Here is a 16,975-nt window from a genome sequence, read left to right as displayed (position 1 = left end):
CATATATTAGGATAGTATAAAATTGATTATCTTTGAAAAACATTTATCTAACCTTCCATGAAAGCACTAAAATATATCCTGTTTTTAATTTTAATTTTAATTATAGGTTTTACCATTTATATAGCTGTACAGCCTAACTCTTTTGAAGTTAAACGAAGTAGGACCATACATGCTCCTGCCGAAGTTATTTACAATAACGTGATAGATTTTAAAAACTGGGAGGCTTGGTCCTCCTGGGTTGAAAAAGATCCTGAAACCGTAATCACTTTGGGAGAACAAACCAAAGGTATTGGAGGATCCTATTCTTGGGTGGACAAAGATGGTAAGGGCAAGATGAAAACTTTAGCCACTACTGAGCATACTTCTATAGATCAGGAATTACAATTTGGGGATTTTGAACCATCTAAGGTACATTGGGATTTTACTCCTTTAGAACAAGGAAAGACAGAAGTAACATGGAAAATGAACTCTGATAAAATTCCATTCATATTTAAAGCCTATGCTCTTTTTTCTGGAGGTTTTGATAATATGATTGGCCCAGATTTTGAAAGAGGTCTTGAAAAACTGGATAGTACTGTAACAGCATCCATGAAGGTATATTCGATTAAAGTGGATGGTATGGCCCAACATGGTGGAGGTTTCTATCTTTACAATACAACATCCACTAAAATGGATAATTTTGAAACCGTTATGCAGGACATGTTGTCCAAGGTCAAATCATATGCATTGGAGAACAACATTACCACAGCAGGACCTCCTTTTATTCTGTATCATAAATGGGATGAACCAAATAATTCGGTCATGTTTTCAAGTTGTGTACCAACCACTGCTCAAGTAATTACAACTGAAAGCGACATCCTAACGGGACAATTGGAACCATTTAAAGCTATAAAAACAACGCTTAAAGGAAATTACAATCATTTAAAAGAAGCTTGGCAAATTACTATGGATTATATTCCAAAGAATGGTTATGAGTATACAGAACAAGGTCCAATGCTGGAGGTTTATGTTACAGACCCAACAAAAACAGCAAATCCAGCCAATTGGATTACTGAAATCTACATTGCTGTTAAAGAACAAGAAGCTTTACAATAAATCTGTAACATGAAACAACTTCTCCTGGTATTTATTGGTGGTGGTATTGGTAGTGTTTTAAGATATATTCTAGGGAAATATTTAAACAGTTACCAAACTGGCATTCCTTATGGCACTTTTATCGCCAACATTCTTGGGAGTTTATTGATTGGGATTATTTTAGGGCTTGCAGCAAAAAACAACTCTATTTCCCAAAACCACACCTTGTTACTGGCCACTGGGTTTTGTGGTGGTTTTACCACTTTTTCTGCTTTTGCTTATGAAAACCATATCTTTTTAAAAGCTGGAGACTTTACCAGCTTTGCTATTTATACTATAACTAGTTTTGCAGTTGGCTTTCTTGCCGTTTTCTTAGGGATGTTTCTTGTAAAATAAAAAATCACCAATTTTTCATAAAATATACGACATTCTGCGTATGTTTTGGCTTTCAAATAATTAGGAGTTTTGAAACATAAATCAATAAAACCTAGTTATGATGAAAAATTTATTATGCCTTGTAGCCTTATTTATTATAAGCTACACCCAAGCTCAAAACATTCTTATTGTTGATAACGACCCTGTTATTGACACATCTCCTGCTCATATGTTTAACAACATTACCGATGCAATTGCTGCCGCAAATAACGGAGACATTATTTACGTACAGCCGTCTTTAATAAGTTATGGAGCTGTTACTATCAACAAAGAAATCACTCTTTTTGGTTCTGGTTATGCACCGGAACTAAATGATGGTAGAAGAACCGAATTATCAAGTGTAAGAATTGATGCTGATAACATTAAAATTAGTGGGTTTTACATCAGTACTTACATCACTTACAACTCAAGCACATCTACATCTGATAATATTATTATTGAAGATAACTTTGTTAACCAAACTATTTTTGTGGGCTCTACAAATGCTGGCCATACCACTACCAACAACAACTGGATTATTAGAGGGAATATCATTAATTACGGTATCACACTTCATGCAGACCCAACAAAATGTATAAACACCGTAATTACTAATAACCACATTACATTATTAAACGGTAATGCAACTGCTAGTTACGCCTTACGATACTTTAACGACACAACCATTTTTAACAATAACGTTGTTAGAATAAACCATACGTGGGGAAACACAAATATTTTCCCAAACATGACTGGTGATGTAACTGCTTTCAATAATATATTTATCTCAAACGGAATAAACACTTTATTTACACCAACTACAGGTAGAACACTAACTCTTAACAACTCTATTAGCTACATGTCAACTGGTGGTACACTTTCACTAGCAATGCCTGGAACAGGTAATTTTGACAACCAAAATCCATTTTTTACCAGTGTAGCATCATCGGCTTTTGATATGGCTCCTGAAGATGATTTCACGCTTTCTCCAAGTTCAGTTGGGCTTAACGCTGGTTCTGACGGAAACGACATAGGTATTTTCAATGGCGATTACGATTTTGATATGCGTGGTTACCCAACCGAATTACCATACTTAACAAGCTTTACTATCAGCAACAACTTAATTGAAGCTGGTGAAAACATCAACGTAAACGTAAAGGCAAATGCTAATAAGTCTAATTAATAATCAAAAAATAAACTGATTATGAAACGACTTATTCACATAACTTTTTTGCTTACCGCTTACCTATCGTTTGCTCAAGGTGATATTTCTGAAATAGAATATTACTTTGACACCGATCCAGGTATTGGCAATGGCACAAGTATAGATATTGACCCAGATGCTGAAGTACTTAATCAAAACTTCAGTATTCCTACAACAGGATTATCTGCTGGCAACCACAAGCTATTTGTACGCGCTGTAAAAGATGATGGCAGCACTAGCTATTACTATTCTCAAAGCTTCAGTGTTAAAGCAGCTAATGCAACGTTTAACACAGCAAACATTGATGGTTTTGAATATTATGTTGATACAGATCCTGGTATTGGCAACGGCACACAATTATCTGTAGCTGCTATGGAGACTATTGACCAATCGTTCAATATTCCAACAGCTGCTTTAAGTTCTGGTAGTCATAAATTATTCATTAGAGCAAAAAATAGCGATGGAACTTATGGCGCATATGACAATGTAGCTTTTAGCATTAACCATAGTCCTGCTGTATTTAACAATTATGATATTACAGCTGCTGAATACTATTTTGGTACTGATCCAGGAACTGGAAATGCAACAGCAATTACAATACCTACAGGCGAAACCTTGGATGAGAATTTGGCATTTCTTACAAACACATTACCGCAAGGTAGTCATAGAGCCTTTGTAAGAGTAAAAAATGCAAATGATGTATGGTCTTTATACGACCATATAGTATTTTCTGTTGTACCATTAGCAGAGATTAATATAGCTGATATTAACAGCATAGAATATTATTTTGACACTGATCCTGGTATAGGTTTAGGCAATCAAGTGACTATTACTGATACTGAAACCGTAGACCAAAATCTTGCTATTCCTACAACAGGTTTACCTACAGGAAGCCACAGATTATTTATACGTGTTGGTAACACTGCTGGCAACTACAGTGTTTACACACATACAGTATTTTCTGTAAGAACACCTATGTTTTTCAATAACGCATCTATTGTAGCTGCTGAATATTTTATTGACATAGATCCTGGATTTGGCAGTGCCACAGCACTCTCTGTCTCCGGAGATAATTTAGATGAAAACCTAACCATATCTACCTCTGCAAGTTTAGCACAAGGAGATCATTATTTACACATTCGTGTTTTAAATGCAGATGGATCTTGGTCTTTATATGATAGGAAACTGTTTGAAATAGATGGGACTTTAGGAATCGATTCAGATGATCTTTCTGAAATACGTATATTTCCTATTCCTACATCAGATTATGTAAACATAAAAACACCTTATCATATTCAAATAAAATCTATAGGAATCATTGACCTTAATGGGAAAGTTGTGATGCAATTAAATAATCCAGTGGAAAAAATAAACCTGTCCAATTTACAACAAGGCGTATATTTACTGCAAATACAAACCCAGAATGGCAATCTGTCCAAACGGATTATTAAAAATTAAGTTTTAGTTAGCTAGTTAATTAAAGCGTCTAATCAAGATATTAGGCGCTTTAATGTTTTTTAAAGGCCTTAACTCCTGCTTCAATTTTAGTTTCTAAGTAATTCTCTCTAGGAACAATGGGACATGAATATTTTTCATTATAAGCGCAATAAGGGTTGTAGGCCGTGTTAAAATCTATAATAACCTTATCATCTTCTGGAATTCTACATTCTACATAACGTCCTCCTCCATAAGTGGTGTCTCCATTGGTAAGGTCTAAAAAAGGAAGAAATAGGTAATCATCATAGCCAATTTGGTTTTTCAAATCCAAATCTTGATAAATATTAAGTTCGTGTGTTTTGCCTTTCAACTTAAATGTCACAACTCCATACTTCACATACATGGGCAATCTGTCTGTTGTTGTTTTCATCCTAAAAGGTGTTTCATCAGGTGTTCTAGTTAAAGTTGCAGTTACAACATAGGTAGAATCAAATTTAAAGAAATCAAGTCCTTTAAATTCTTTGCGGTCTTTGTCTTTTAATGGCGATTTGGTAGCATCTTTAAAATCGGCATTCATTTTCCTTTGAAACTCTGTTTCTCCCAAAATTGGCTGTTTATCTTGCGCACAGCTTAAAACTGATATCAATAAAAAAAATTGCAGGAAGTATTTCATTGTAATATTTTTTTCATTTCAAAAATACAACTTTAAAGTATTTTGTTTAGATTTGAGTCATTAAAAGTAAAAAACAATGTTTAATTACGTCACTATTTGTAGAAAACAAACCACTTCTGGTAAGAAGAAGCGTTGGGCAATCTATGTATTCTAGTGATTTAATTATCAAATAAAATTATATATAAGTGAGTCCGACGAAAACGTCGGACTTTTTACTTTTAAGATATCTCATTTAAGAAAAAATGAAAACACTTTTTAGCAATTATATTAATACTTTTAAAGGACTGTCTTCTGAAGTTTGGTGGCTTGCACTCATTACGTTAATCAACAGGGCAGGCACCATGGTTATTCCATTTTTATCCTTGTACTTGACCAAAAGTTTAAATTTTACTTTTGCAGAAGTTGGTTGGGTTATGTCTGCCTTTGGTTTGGGTTCTGTCGCAGGTTCTTGGCTTGGAGGAAAATTAACAGACAAAATAGGGTATTATAAAGTAATGGTGAGAAGTTTGCTATCAACCGGAATTCTGTTCATAGGATTGCAATTCTTAAATACTTTTGTTTCATTCTGCATTGGCATTTTTATTATCATGTTAGTGGCAGATATGTTCCGTCCTGCCATGTTTGTGGCATTAAGTGCTTATAGCAAACCAGAAAACAAAACACGATCGGTTACTTTAATTCGCTTGGCCATTAACCTAGGTTTTTCTGCCGGACCTGCTGTTGGAGGCTTGATTATTACAACAATGAGCTATAATGGGTTGTTTTGGGTTGATGGATTTACCTGTATGTTAGCAACACTTCTTCTTATTAAAGTACTAAACCCTAAAAAGGCAAAGACATTGGATAATGTTATAAACCAGAATCCTCAATCAGCCTATAAAGACAAGGCTTTTTGGATATTTTTAGCTTCTATGACGTTATTTGGAATTATTTTCCTGCAATATTTTTCTACCATGCCATTATATTACAAAGATGTACATAAGCTTTCAGAATTTGAAATAGGATTGCTGTTGGGATTAAACGGCTTTTTTATTTTTATTTTGGAAATGCCTCTAATCAAGTGGCTTGAACATACGCGATATACCAAACCTGGACTCATGATATTTGGTGCTACACTAACATTAGTAAGTTTTTTAGTCCTTGATTTAACTTCTTGGGTTGGCGTATTGGTTATTGGCATGTTATTAATGACTATTGGGGAAATGATTGCTTTTCCTTTTTCAAATGCATTTGCCATGCAACGCGCTAAAAAAGGAAATCAAGGGGAGTATATGGCACTATATACCATTTCATTTTCTATTTCCCACATTTTTGGGCATAATGCAGGATTACATTTAGTAGACAGCTTTGGTTTTGATGCAACATGGCTTATTATGGGGTTATTAGGACTGATTTGTGTAAGCCTTTTATATTATTTAAAACAATACCTAAAGTCGAAAAATGAATTATACCTGAAATAATTTGATAGTATCTATAAATTAAAAAATAATGCGGCTAAGAAAATCTGCCAGAGAACTCCTTAAAAAGGCTCATGCATAGATATACGTGGTTATAAAGACCTAGAATATTTAGATTTATTAAGAAATGAAATTGATGAATCTAGGATTTTATTTGCAGAATGGGTAAAAACATTTGATTGTTGGAATTACATGATTGATCGTTGGGATCTTTTAAATCCTCCTGGAATAAATTATGTAGATCATGATCCAAATGATGATAATCCATTTAACAATAAAGATATGTAGTATTTATTTTAATGGTTTCACAGGGTTGTGTTTAATAACATGCGATAAGACAATTTGAGTTTTGGTTTCACCATAAACTATCAATTGGTCAATAAAAAGTTCCAAGTGCTTCTGATTTTTTAAAACAACTTCCATTACTATATTTTCATTACCTGTAATTCTATAGCAATTAATTACTTCATCAAAAGATTTAACTTTTTCCAAAAAAGGCTTTAACATACCCATAAAAGCTCTAATGGTAATTAATGCTTTTAATTGGTAGCCAACTTCAAAAGGGGAAACAGTTGTATGATAATTTTGAATAATTCCAAGGTCTTCCATTTTCTTAATCCGTTCTGAAACAGCAGGAGAACTAATCCCTACTTGCCTACCTATTTCTGCATTGGATTGTCTCGAATTGCTCTGCAAACATTTAAGAATTTTCCAATTTAATTGATCAAGACTCATTTTAAAGAAATTTTATAAAAAACATTAAATATTAAATCAAATATACAACTTTACCTTAAAATCAAAAGTTAAAAATGAAAACTAGTTACTACTTTTGAGTAAATTGCTATAATAAATGATTCCAAATATGCCTTCACATTTGTCCCATTTGCCTATATATCAAAAGGCTATGGATATTATTGTTCTGTCTCGAAGTATTTCAACATATTTAAATCAAGATTTAGCGTATTTACAACCCGATGGAAAAGAAGATATTAACATATATTTCTCTGGAGATATAGTGCAACAATCCACCTCTTTAGCTCCTGAAATAGAAAAAGCTGAATTGGAAAAATATAGTGATAAAAAGCACAAACATATTGCATCTGTAAAACGTTTAACTAATCTACTCTATAAAAACTGTTGCCGATTAGAAAAGTCTAATAGTAATGGCAAAGATTATCTACCTATACTAAGAAATGAACTTAAAAAGTTTAGAAAACTGCAACATACATGGTCTTTAACGCTTTAATCAGTCAATAGGGACTAGATTCAAATTTCCTAAATAAATAATAATTAGCGTTTTAGTTTAAAAATCTATATTCAATTTTGTTAAAAACACATTTTAAAGTGAATACAAAACTGAAAGCTGAATGATTTCATAAACAAAAGGTTTCACCTAATTTCAAGCGCCCTGTCATATGGTCATTTTCAAGTTGCGGCATGATGGGCTGTGCCACGGCAAAAAAATCCAGACACACCTTCTTTAAATTATATAACAACAAAAATGTGTCTAAAATTAAAAGTTATTTTGAATTAATAAGATGCAATGGTTATACTATAAATTATGTGAGGCTTAATGTCTTCCATTAAAGATTGTATGTAGAAAACAACAATAAGGCACTGTGTAAATCATATCTTTTGCTTAATTTTTAATTGTTTTTGTCAACTTTCCTGCTGTTGTTCAAGACAGTTGAAACGAGGTTATTTTTACCCATTTAAGGTTACCTCCTAAAATCATTTCTCAAAATAAGATCTGCTATTTGTTTACAAGCAATTTCTTATGAATAATGTATCCATTATGGTTTAACCACACAATATAAACTCCATTTGAAAAATTGGATGTATCTATTCTTGCTGTTTCCGTATTTACTATTTTTGAAACAATTACTTTTCCATTTATATCAAAAACTATCATTTGTATTTCTCCATGAGGCAAATTGGTAATAGTTACAAAATCTTTAGCAGGGTTTGGGTACAACAACAATTGGTTGTCTATTGAACTTATTTCAATGTTTAAAGTTTCTCCAAAACCAGAACTAATAAATCCTTCAGATAAAAGTATGTTACCTGCATTGAGCTCTTGCACGTTTACTTCACCTATAGTATAAAGTACAATTATGTTGCCGTTTGAAGTACTGTTACCACCACTATCAATAGAGAATTTTTCGATGGTTTGAGCTTGAGCCCATAAGCACCCAAAGCTGATGATGAATGTTAGTATGTGTTTCATGTGTTAATTTTTATTGTTTTATAAAGTCTATGTTTCGACTACGCTCAGCTCAAGCAAGTTTGTCTCTAATCTCTTTTTTCGCAAAATTCGACTACCAAAGGCGATTAAATAGTTAAAAAGCACGAATAGCGCGAACCCTGAGTGTGTTAAGTCTACCAGCGCTGAGCTGGCTGCCATCGCCGAAGTCCTGATACCATGCGTCGTTGCTATTGCTCTCGGTAGAACTCCAATAGAGGGCATAAGATAAAAGGCTACCTCCGTTTGCTATTGCCGTAGTATCAATGCTTACCATGTTTTGATATATCAGGTTTAGTTCGTATTTCGAGGGCAAATACCAATCGCCATAGTATTTACCGTTTTCTGTAATTAGTAATTCATTGCAAATACGAGCTGCATATGTGTTACCATCATCTCCAATGGCAACTTGTGCAGCAATAATAATTGATGTGTTTGCTTTGCCAGCATAAGGTCCGTTTCCCTTGGCTTGAGTATTGCCGTTGGTCCCTGCATACCAACGTACTCCTGTGCTTTGGTCTTGTTTGGCACAAACAAGACCATGTTGTCCCGTTTCGTCAACCCAAAATACAATACCGCCATGGGCAAAGTCACCCACAGAATAGGTGGTTACACCGCTTACACTTTCAGCAGTTTGTGCGTGTATGGCATAAGGTACTGCCATAAACTGCGTCGTGCCCATATCAGTAAGGCCGCCTCCTGTATTTATCTGTACGTTTAGGTAGTGGTCGTCTGCACTCCAATCAATGGTGCTGAATGTGCCTGAAATGGGTATGCCCTCGCCAATGTTTATAATAACAATGCCATTGGCATCGGTGGTTGGGCTGTGGGTTTCTTGATACACACTTGTGGCACCTTGTAAAATGGTAAACTGTACCTGTATTAAATCGTTAGCAACCACGTTACCAGAGCCGTCTTTAACAATGGCTTTATAATTAATGCCTTGTTGTGCGAACGTGCTTCCAAAAAGGAAAAGCACCATAATTTGTAGTATTGTTTTCATGTGAATCTGTTTTTGTTATTTCGTTTTTTATAATTGTCCTATTCAGTTCATTCTTATTACCGAACCCATTTTAAGGCATCAATCTATTAAAAATTGGTTTTTTCTAAATCGGTTTTTGCCTGCAACAGCTTTTTACTGTCAAGTCTTCTACCAGTCAAGGATATGTGATAGCGGTTTTGTTTGATGTATTGCAACTCCGAAAATTGGATGTCTTTAACACGCTCTTCTTTTAATAAAATCCTAACACCTTGATGGTCTAGGGTTTTTGCCCAATTATTATCCCCTTTGTTGTTTACCTCCATGGAAATCATTTTGTGGACGGCATTGACATGCCCAAAACCATAATTTCCGGCACCATCCAAAATTTTGACTGTAATATTTTCGGTTTCATGATTAGGGTTTGTACTTACACTATAGGTTCCTACAACGGTTTGAGCTGCCGGTGAATCTGAACTTCTTAACGGCAAACCTGCCAATTGTTTAGGCAGTTTAGCCTTGAGTTGGTCTATTTGCAATGGTTCTGTTGTTATCAAATTTTGTTGCCAAGAACCAACTTTAGTTGAATTTTCAAGTTCATCAATCTTTTCTTCAAACACATTATTTTCCTCATCTGAAGATTGCTTGCATGAACTTGTTGCAAATAAGATGAAAATCAGCATCAAAAAAATGGGTCTCATAAGGTTTTGGTTTTAAAATTCAACATATACAAGTCATCTTGTTTTTTTTCTATTGTTTAGAAATATTTTGCTATCCATTTAATACCATCTTCTGCCTGAACATTTTTAACTACAACCTTACTGGGTTTATTGGAGGTAACTTTCGAATTCATTTTATGAATATCTTCAATGGTATAGGCTATAACATTCAATCCTGCTTCTAGTTCCAATTGATAGTGGTAGCTGGCGTTTACCGTCTCTTCTGAAAACTGAAATGTAGTAGCGCATTCGGTTTTAAGTGTGGTGGCTTCAGCAACGTAAACTATTTCGTAAAATGTGCCTTCAATGGGATTGTTGTAGGCTTCGTCTTCCATCCAATGCATCAACCTCTCGTCGGTAACGGGAAACAACACGCCCACATAACGGTTTTTGTGCCATAACGAAATGGGGCTTATACTAGTTGCCATAACAATTGGATACTCGGGTTCGTCTTGCCCAATGCAATTAAAACGGAGTGCGTATTTAAAATCGTCCGCTACCATTTGATTTTCCGTATCTGCAGATTGGAAGGCTTCTTTTTCCGGAAAATTGAATTCCAAAGTACCATTGGCGGTTAATTTCCCAATGTTTACAGCGCTGTCCATCCCCATAGGCCAAAGTACTATGTCCATTTCGGGCATATTCTTTAACGGGTTTTCAAGCTTTCCGGTATGGGTTTGTGTATGCCCTAAAATACATAGAAGTAGACCAAGAAATGTAAATAATTGCTGTTTCATTGTATGTTTTTTAATATTTTTAGAATTGTCATTGTAAACCTCAAAGCAGTCAAAAACAAAACATTCTTAATGGTTGGTTATCATTTGTGAAAAGTGCTTCGTTGTTCGTGTCTTACACCTAAAGATGACAGCCTTAAACTTAATTGCTTATCACCAATTTTTTATAGGTTATTTTATCCTTATGGGCAATGTGTACCATGTAGATGCCATTGGTAAAATTGGTTGTGTCAATGGTTTCTATTCCTGTATTTGCGTTGATTGAAAACACTTCTTTTCCCGTAATGTCAAAAACTTTTATGTCCGTTTCTCCATATGGTAAATTTGATAAGGTTACCAAATCGTTGGCTGGGTTGGGATATAAAGAAACCCCTGAAACCTCGTTGTCTTGAATGCTCATGGTGTTTGTGAATTTCATAACGGACAATTCGAAACCGTAGCCAGTATCACTAAATGCTACAATTGGTTCATTATTACTGTTAAATACCAAAGAAGTGTAGTATATTTGTTCATTGGAAAAACCTTGGTTTCCGACTGTTTCCCAGCTACTACCGTTAAATTTTTTAACGGTTCCCCAATATAAATAACTACCATCCGAATAGGCTACATAAGGTTCGTCGTTAGAGTTTAGTGCCATGGAAATATAATCTTGACCACCACCCGAATAACCTGATGATCCAACGTTTACCCAATTCGTGCCATCAAACTTCTTAACTGAACTTTTATCTATATAATCATAAAAAGCTATATATGGCTCATTGTTACTACTAAATGCTAGGGAAGTATTCCACGCTTTTCCTGTTGAAAAGCCTGGTGTTCCAACATCTACCCAATTGGTACCATCGAACTTCATTACTGTTGCCTTTTCTGAATTGCCAAAATCTTTATAAGAAATGTGTGGCACATCATTGTTGCTAAACTTAAATGAAATAAAGTCGGCCTTACCTGCCGAAAACCCAGGAGCGCCAATATAGACCCAATCTGTGCCATTAAACTTCATTACGGTTGCTTTTTGTGAAAATGAGGCATCGGCAAAAGCTATATATGGTTCACCACTATTGCTAAACGCCAATGAGGTAAATTGTGTACCACTTGTTGAAAAACCAGGAATACCAACATTAACCCAATTGGTTCCGTCAAATTTCATAACGGTAGCCTTGTATCCATTCCCATGGTCTGTATAGCTTACATAAGGCTCATCAGTATTGCTGAATACCAAAGAGATATACGAAACCATTTGTGCCGAGAAATCTGGTTGCCCAACACCTATCCAATCGGTTCCATCGAACTTCATGACTTCAATATGGGCAAAATTACCACTTCCACCACGAAAAGCGACATAAGGCTCGTCGGCACTATTAAGAGCCATCGAAGAATAAGTCGAAACTCCAGTTGAAAACCCTGGCGTACCCACATATTCCCAACTTTGTGCAATGGACAATGGTATAGTACATAGAGATAGAAGTATAAAAAATGTAAAATTTTGTACTGTTGTTTTCATATATATTTCATGTTTTATTTTAATCTAAAAATTACCCAACCTTAAACGAAAATGTGGTACTTATGACTTCTGAATGTACCTTTACTGGTTTCATTTCCAGTTGTATTTCATAATTTCCTGGAGCGAGTTTGCCTTTGTTTTTAACGGTCGTTTTTTGAAGCAACGGAATAAAATCGAAAGCTTCTACGGGAACATACATATCACCAGGCAACCATGGCCAATCGTTACGGCTGCTGCTTCCAATGGTTTTTCCGTTATGGATAATGGTAGTTTTCATTTGAAAGAGCACTAACCCTTCTCTTCCCGAAATGTTTTTAAAACGGAACAGGATTTTGTGCTTGCCATCTCTAAAGTTTTTGAACAGAGCTACTGGTTCCTGTGATTTCAATGTGGTGGTTTTACCCCAACCTTCAACAATAAGTTTGCCTGAAAGTGATTGCCCTAAAGCGGTAGTACAAAACATACTGAGCATAAAAACAATAGAATAGATAAAAGATTTCATATAGTCAATCGTATTTTATAGTTTTAAATAATCTTTGGTGCTAAACTTATAGTCTACAGCTTCAATGGCCACACACGCCATAGTTCCCGAAGTGTTTTTTTTACCTTTGTTTATTTTATCGATCATTTCCATATGCCTCAAAAGTGCACCCTTTTAATTTTTGAATTATTCTTTTATAGGTTCAGGATAACGATCCATTTCAGACTTGAAAACTTGATCAAAACTCACGGGCGCATCTACGGTAAAATAGGATACAAATGTATAGGCATCATTTTCAAACTTTTTACCTATGCAATCGTATCCTAAAAATGTTTTATTGGGCAAGTATGTTATGGTTAAATCCTCCAGCGATGGAGATTCAATGTCTTCAATATCATCCAAGGTTTCATCGATATCAATCGAAGTTGCCGTTACCACTTTGTTGCCACCGCTTTCCATAAACATAAAAGTAGTATTTGCATCATCATCAATGACCCTAAAAAACGGTACGCCAGCGTTCATTTTCATGCCTATATGTGGCATCAGGCTCAAGAAAATAGTCTAAGTCCATCTCTCCGTTTGCAGTAGTCATCTTTAACTGGTATTTATATGAAAATTGATAAGAGTCTGGAACATTTTTGGCATCTACCTTTTTGCCCTTTGCCTGAGGACTATTGAGGTTAACATCAAAAATTTTGTCTAAAGAATTAGAAGCTTTTTCGGAAGCTTTTTCGGCAGTTTTCTCAACAACAGTCTGTTCTTCCTTCTCTTCAATCCTTTTCTTGAGTTTTTTTTAAAATTGAGCCTCTGAGGTTTGTGTAAAACCCACCAACAACAAAAGTAATATTATGTACCTTGACCTTTTCATAATTATTGTTTTGAAACAAACTTAACCATCAATAGTTGTTTTAAAAACACGTATTTAGAATTTGGCAGATTCCATTTAGAATTTGGAAGAAGTAGCTTTGGCTAACCAAATTCTAAACCCATACAGCCAAATTCTAAATTTTGTATAAAGGAGTAAAAATCATTTTTTATATTGTGTAAAATTGAATGAGTAGATGATTTGGGCTTTTAAAAAATATATGGCAAAATGAAGAAACTGGTTATCATTACGCTTCTCTATCTTTTGGCTTTTTATACCTTATCTGCCCAGATAAAGGCTGATGCTATTGACTCAAGTTTCAAACTAATTGGCAATCCAGAGGTGCAAGCTTTAAAAAGCGTTAGCGATGTTTCGATTAATAATATTATAAAAAGTACTTCTTGGAAAGCTTACGACTCTACTTTTACGGTAAGTAAAGACACAGCAGTTTGGATGAGTTTCAAACTAAAAAATACTACTCAAGAGATACTTTCAACCTATCTTTTTTACGATGGTCATTACATCGATATTTACCTTGAAAAAGAGGATGAGTATAAACATTACAAAAATGGCTACTTCAGACCATTAAACCAACGCCCTGAACCTAAATCGTACTTTTTTACCGAACTCAAACTTTCACCATTGCAACAGTCGCAATGCTATATAAAATTAAGTACTGATTATAAAAGCACAAGATTTACCGCTCCCATTTTGTACTCAAAAATTGGGCATTTGGTGTTTATGGACAATGTGCAAAAAATTCATGGTCCACCCATAGCGTTTATCTACGTCTATCTGATTTCAATGTGCTGCATTGCTCTTTTTGTATTGGTGTTTTGTTTTCGTTTACAGAAACGAATTTATGTCTACTATTTTGGCTATCTGTTTTTTCAAATTATATATGCGTTTCTGGTCTTACAGACTACACCTGCCACCATAGCAAATCTTGCTTTTCACTTTCCATATTTTTCAAACCTGATTTTGGAATCTGTACAATTTACCTTTATTGGTTTTTATATTTTGTTTATACTGCATTTGCTTACAGTAAAGATGTTTGACCTTAAACTGGCCAAAACATTAACAATATTTGCTATTATTTGCTTCACTTATGCCATATTATGGTTTGGATTTAATCTTGTTTGGGTTGATTTGGATGTTAGAAGAATAGCATCTATAATAATACGTGTCATTGTTTTACCTCTTAATCTATTCTTGTTTTTCTGGATAATTTACAAGGTAAAACATCCATTACTCAAATATTTTGTTGTGGGACAGAGTCTTTTTTTTGTAGGCTCAGTTCTTTCATCCATTGTTTTCTACAGTGGCTTACACCAAGTACCCAATGGCATTTTTAGTTTCCCACACTCGCAAAACGTCATCTTTATGGCGGGGCTTTTGGGCGAAGTGCTCTGTTTTTCAATAGCTTTAGGGGAAAGCATGTTTCTTGTGCAAAAAGATAAAGAAAAGACCAGCCAAAAATTGATTGAGCAATTACAGCAAAACCAAATTATGGAAACCAAAATGCGCAAAGAATTGGATAAACAAATCAACCAAAAAACTGAAGAACTGGTACAGGTCTACTCTAAAATCGAAAAACAAAAAGAAGAACAACTAAATAAATCGTTTAATGAACGTTTACGAAACATGAAAATGTTGGCATTACGCTCACAAATGAACCCACATTTTATATTCAATAGTTTAAATGCTCTTAAAAATTTAGTCATGCAGTCACGAGAGGAAGATGCTATTAGCTATTTGGATAATTTTTCATTATTGCTTCGTAACATATTACAAAACAGCAGTAAAAATAGTATTACCGTAGAAGAAGAACTTGAAATATTAGAACTATACCTTTCTCTAGAAAAAAGAAGGTTAGGGAATAATTTTTCCTATGTCATCCAATGTGATTCCCGTGAAATACTATCACAATATAACATACCACCCTTATTGTTACAACCTTTCGTAGAGAATGCTATATGGCATGGGCTTTATCCAAGTAATAAACCTGAAAAAAACCTTTCTTTGGTGTTTGACACTTCCAAACAACTGCAAATTATTATTGAAGATAATGGAATTGGACGAAAAGAAAGTAGTAAGACAAAAAAAACACATCAATCTGCTGGAACCAATATTACAAAGGAACGGTTAACACTTTACAACCATGTAAGTCATACCCAAATGCAACTCAGTATTTTGGACTTGGAAGATAACGGTAAACCTTCTGGCACGCGCATAACAATAACATATAACGATTAGACAATGAAAAAAATTATAATTATAGATGATGAAACACATTGCATAAACGTACTGACAAGTCTTATAAAAAAAGTACATACTGACTATGAGATTATCGGAACATTTAGCAACCCAGAAACAGGTTTGGAATTTATTAAAACTAATCCACCAGACCTTCTATTTTTAGATATCGAAATGCCCAATCTTAATGGTTTTGCTTTGTTGGATAAAATATTACCCATAGATTTTGACATTATTTTTACAACAGCTTATGACCAATATGCCATTCGCGCCTTTGAGTATAGTGCCATTAACTACTTGCTAAAGCCCATAACAGAGAAAAGCATCGTAAAGGCACTATCTGGCTGGGAAAAACGACGCAAAAAGACCACTATAGAGCAATGGCAATTATTACATAACAATATAAACAGTTCGGTAATTAATGCTTCTAGAATTGCATTGCCGACAGCAGTAGGCTACCATATTGTGGATATAAAAAATATTGTACGTTGTGAATCAGATAATAACTATACTTATTTTTTTTTAGTAAATGAAAATAATCTACTTATATGTAAAACCCTTAAAGAAATAGAAAAAATGCTTAGTGATTATGGTTTTTTACGTGTACATCAATCTCATTTAATCAATCCACAATTTGTTAAAGCCATTCTTAAACAAGATGGAGGAACAGTACTTATGAACGATAAAAAAGAAATCCCTGTTTCAAGGCAAAAGCGAAATGAAATTAACAATATCTTGGAATCTATGCTGAGATTTGGGCAATGAAATATTTTTATTATTATTCAAAAAAATCACTTCAAAAAGCACAATAACATACAAATTGATTAAATATGATTTAACTTTAAAAACATAGAGAGTAAAGGTTTAATATCACATCATTTGAAAAGCATAAAACAAAAAAAATCCCGGTCCAAAAAATGAACCGGGATCCTAAAAAAG

At 34.3% G+C, this 16,975-nt stretch carries 17 protein-coding genes; 8 read left to right on the top strand and 9 right to left on the bottom strand.

Annotated features, from left to right (window positions below; all coding sequences use genetic code 11):
* Positions 1-57 precede the first annotated feature (57 nt).
* The 4 genes from D778_RS09470 (at position 58) to D778_RS09455 (ending at position 4,150) form a co-directional block, all read left to right on the top strand.
* A complete protein-coding gene (locus tag D778_RS09470) occupies positions 58-1,095 on the top strand; it encodes an SRPBCC family protein (RefSeq protein ID WP_007650065.1) in 1,038 nt (345 codons plus the stop codon).
* 9 nt (positions 1,096-1,104) lie between these two features.
* Positions 1,105-1,470, top strand: coding sequence for a fluoride efflux transporter CrcB (crcB, locus tag D778_RS09465; RefSeq protein WP_007650063.1), 366 nt, complete (start codon positions 1,105-1,107; stop codon positions 1,468-1,470).
* Positions 1,471-1,567: 97 nt separating this feature from the next.
* Positions 1,568-2,671, top strand: coding sequence for a right-handed parallel beta-helix repeat-containing protein (locus tag D778_RS09460; RefSeq protein ID WP_007650061.1), 1,104 nt, complete (start codon positions 1,568-1,570; stop codon positions 2,669-2,671).
* Between the two features lie 21 nt (positions 2,672-2,692).
* Positions 2,693-4,150 (top strand): T9SS type A sorting domain-containing protein, encoded by a 1,458-nt coding sequence (locus tag D778_RS09455; protein ID WP_007650059.1) that lies wholly within the window; start codon positions 2,693-2,695, stop codon positions 4,148-4,150.
* A 49-nt stretch (positions 4,151-4,199) separates the two neighbouring features.
* Here the strand turns inward: D778_RS09455 and D778_RS09450 are convergent, their stop codons facing one another.
* Positions 4,200-4,802: a DUF1684 domain-containing protein gene (locus D778_RS09450; RefSeq protein WP_040492064.1), complete on the bottom strand. Its 603-nt coding sequence runs from the start codon at positions 4,800-4,802 to the stop codon at positions 4,200-4,202.
* A 242-nt stretch (positions 4,803-5,044) separates the two neighbouring features.
* Between D778_RS09450 and D778_RS09445 the strand changes: the two genes are divergently transcribed.
* Positions 5,045-6,262: an MDR family MFS transporter gene (locus D778_RS09445; protein WP_007650056.1), complete on the top strand. Its 1,218-nt coding sequence runs from the start codon at positions 5,045-5,047 to the stop codon at positions 6,260-6,262.
* Positions 6,263-6,550: 288 nt separating this feature from the next.
* Here D778_RS09445 and D778_RS09435 read toward each other — a convergent pair whose 3' ends face one another.
* Positions 6,551-6,994, bottom strand: coding sequence for an Lrp/AsnC family transcriptional regulator (locus D778_RS09435; protein ID WP_007650055.1), 444 nt, complete (start codon positions 6,992-6,994; stop codon positions 6,551-6,553).
* A gap of 115 nt (positions 6,995-7,109) precedes the next feature.
* Here D778_RS09435 and D778_RS09430 point away from each other — a divergent pair, with 115 nt between their 5' ends.
* Positions 7,110-7,505: a hypothetical protein gene (locus D778_RS09430; RefSeq protein ID WP_040492062.1), complete on the top strand. Its 396-nt coding sequence runs from the start codon at positions 7,110-7,112 to the stop codon at positions 7,503-7,505.
* Between the two features lie 507 nt (positions 7,506-8,012).
* Here D778_RS09430 and D778_RS14610 read toward each other — a convergent pair.
* The 7 genes from D778_RS14610 to D778_RS09395 all read right to left on the bottom strand — a co-directional run bounded on the left by D778_RS14610 (position 8,013) and on the right by D778_RS09395 (position 13,443).
* Positions 8,013-8,486: a T9SS type A sorting domain-containing protein gene (locus D778_RS14610; RefSeq protein ID WP_007650052.1), complete on the bottom strand. Its 474-nt coding sequence runs from the start codon at positions 8,484-8,486 to the stop codon at positions 8,013-8,015.
* 112 nt (positions 8,487-8,598) lie between these two features.
* Positions 8,599-9,504, bottom strand: coding sequence for an Lcl domain-containing protein (locus D778_RS09420; protein WP_007650050.1), 906 nt, complete (start codon positions 9,502-9,504; stop codon positions 8,599-8,601).
* Between the two features lie 86 nt (positions 9,505-9,590).
* On the bottom strand, positions 9,591-10,181 hold the full coding sequence (locus D778_RS09415) for a hypothetical protein (RefSeq protein WP_007650048.1): 591 nt from the start codon (positions 10,179-10,181) through the stop codon (positions 9,591-9,593).
* Positions 10,182-10,237: 56 nt separating this feature from the next.
* Entirely contained in the window at positions 10,238-10,936 is a 699-nt protein-coding gene (locus tag D778_RS09410; RefSeq protein WP_007650046.1) for a hypothetical protein, read from the bottom strand.
* 139 nt (positions 10,937-11,075) lie between these two features.
* A complete protein-coding gene (locus D778_RS09405; RefSeq protein WP_081602633.1) occupies positions 11,076-12,434 on the bottom strand; it encodes a T9SS type A sorting domain-containing protein in 1,359 nt (452 codons plus the stop codon).
* A 31-nt stretch (positions 12,435-12,465) separates the two neighbouring features.
* Positions 12,466-12,936 (bottom strand): hypothetical protein, encoded by a 471-nt coding sequence (locus D778_RS09400; RefSeq protein WP_155949932.1) that lies wholly within the window; start codon positions 12,934-12,936, stop codon positions 12,466-12,468.
* A gap of 165 nt (positions 12,937-13,101) precedes the next feature.
* The gene (locus D778_RS09395; RefSeq protein ID WP_155949931.1) at positions 13,102-13,443 is read right to left on the bottom strand and encodes a hypothetical protein; all 342 of its coding nucleotides are present in this window, start codon (positions 13,441-13,443) and stop codon (positions 13,102-13,104) included.
* A gap of 679 nt (positions 13,444-14,122) precedes the next feature.
* Between D778_RS09395 and D778_RS09390 the strand changes: the two genes are divergently transcribed.
* Positions 14,123-16,036 carry a histidine kinase gene (locus D778_RS09390; RefSeq protein ID WP_238307644.1) on the top strand — a complete coding sequence of 638 codons (1,914 nt, stop codon included), beginning with the start codon at positions 14,123-14,125 and terminating at the stop codon, positions 16,034-16,036.
* 3 nt (positions 16,037-16,039) lie between these two features.
* Complete coding sequence (locus D778_RS09385; RefSeq protein ID WP_007650035.1) at positions 16,040-16,801, top strand: LytR/AlgR family response regulator transcription factor; 762 nt, start codon at positions 16,040-16,042, stop codon at positions 16,799-16,801.
* The last annotated feature ends 174 nt before the right edge of the window (positions 16,802-16,975 follow it).

It is taken from the genome of Xanthomarina gelatinilytica (genome assembly GCF_000348685.1).
Classification (GTDB): domain Bacteria; phylum Bacteroidota; class Bacteroidia; order Flavobacteriales; family Flavobacteriaceae; genus Xanthomarina; species Xanthomarina gelatinilytica.
This window is presented reverse-complemented; position numbering and strand designations above follow the sequence as displayed.

Coding starts and splice junctions, on each gene's coding strand:
- D778_RS09430 (WP_040492062.1), top strand. CDS start 7,110: ATGATTCCAAATATGCCTTCACATTTGTCCCATTTGCCTATATATCAA.
- D778_RS09455 (WP_007650059.1), top strand. CDS start 2,693: ATGAAACGACTTATTCACATAACTTTTTTGCTTACCGCTTACCTATCG.
- crcB (WP_007650063.1), top strand. CDS start 1,105: ATGAAACAACTTCTCCTGGTATTTATTGGTGGTGGTATTGGTAGTGTT.
- D778_RS09470 (WP_007650065.1), top strand. CDS start 58: ATGAAAGCACTAAAATATATCCTGTTTTTAATTTTAATTTTAATTATA.
- D778_RS09410 (WP_007650046.1), bottom strand. CDS start 10,936: ATGAAACAGCAATTATTTACATTTCTTGGTCTACTTCTATGTATTTTA.
- D778_RS14610 (WP_007650052.1), bottom strand. CDS start 8,486: ATGAAACACATACTAACATTCATCATCAGCTTTGGGTGCTTATGGGCT.
- D778_RS09405 (WP_081602633.1), bottom strand. CDS start 12,434: ATGAAAACAACAGTACAAAATTTTACATTTTTTATACTTCTATCTCTA.
- D778_RS09435 (WP_007650055.1), bottom strand. CDS start 6,994: ATGAGTCTTGATCAATTAAATTGGAAAATTCTTAAATGTTTGCAGAGC.
- D778_RS09445 (WP_007650056.1), top strand. CDS start 5,045: ATGAAAACACTTTTTAGCAATTATATTAATACTTTTAAAGGACTGTCT.
- D778_RS09395 (WP_155949931.1), bottom strand. CDS start 13,443: ATGAAAATGAACGCTGGCGTACCGTTTTTTAGGGTCATTGATGATGAT.
- D778_RS09415 (WP_007650048.1), bottom strand. CDS start 10,181: ATGAGACCCATTTTTTTGATGCTGATTTTCATCTTATTTGCAACAAGT.
- D778_RS09385 (WP_007650035.1), top strand. CDS start 16,040: ATGAAAAAAATTATAATTATAGATGATGAAACACATTGCATAAACGTA.
- D778_RS09450 (WP_040492064.1), bottom strand. CDS start 4,802: ATGAAATACTTCCTGCAATTTTTTTTATTGATATCAGTTTTAAGCTGT.
- D778_RS09420 (WP_007650050.1), bottom strand. CDS start 9,504: ATGAAAACAATACTACAAATTATGGTGCTTTTCCTTTTTGGAAGCACG.
- D778_RS09400 (WP_155949932.1), bottom strand. CDS start 12,936: ATGAAATCTTTTATCTATTCTATTGTTTTTATGCTCAGTATGTTTTGT.
- D778_RS09460 (WP_007650061.1), top strand. CDS start 1,568: ATGATGAAAAATTTATTATGCCTTGTAGCCTTATTTATTATAAGCTAC.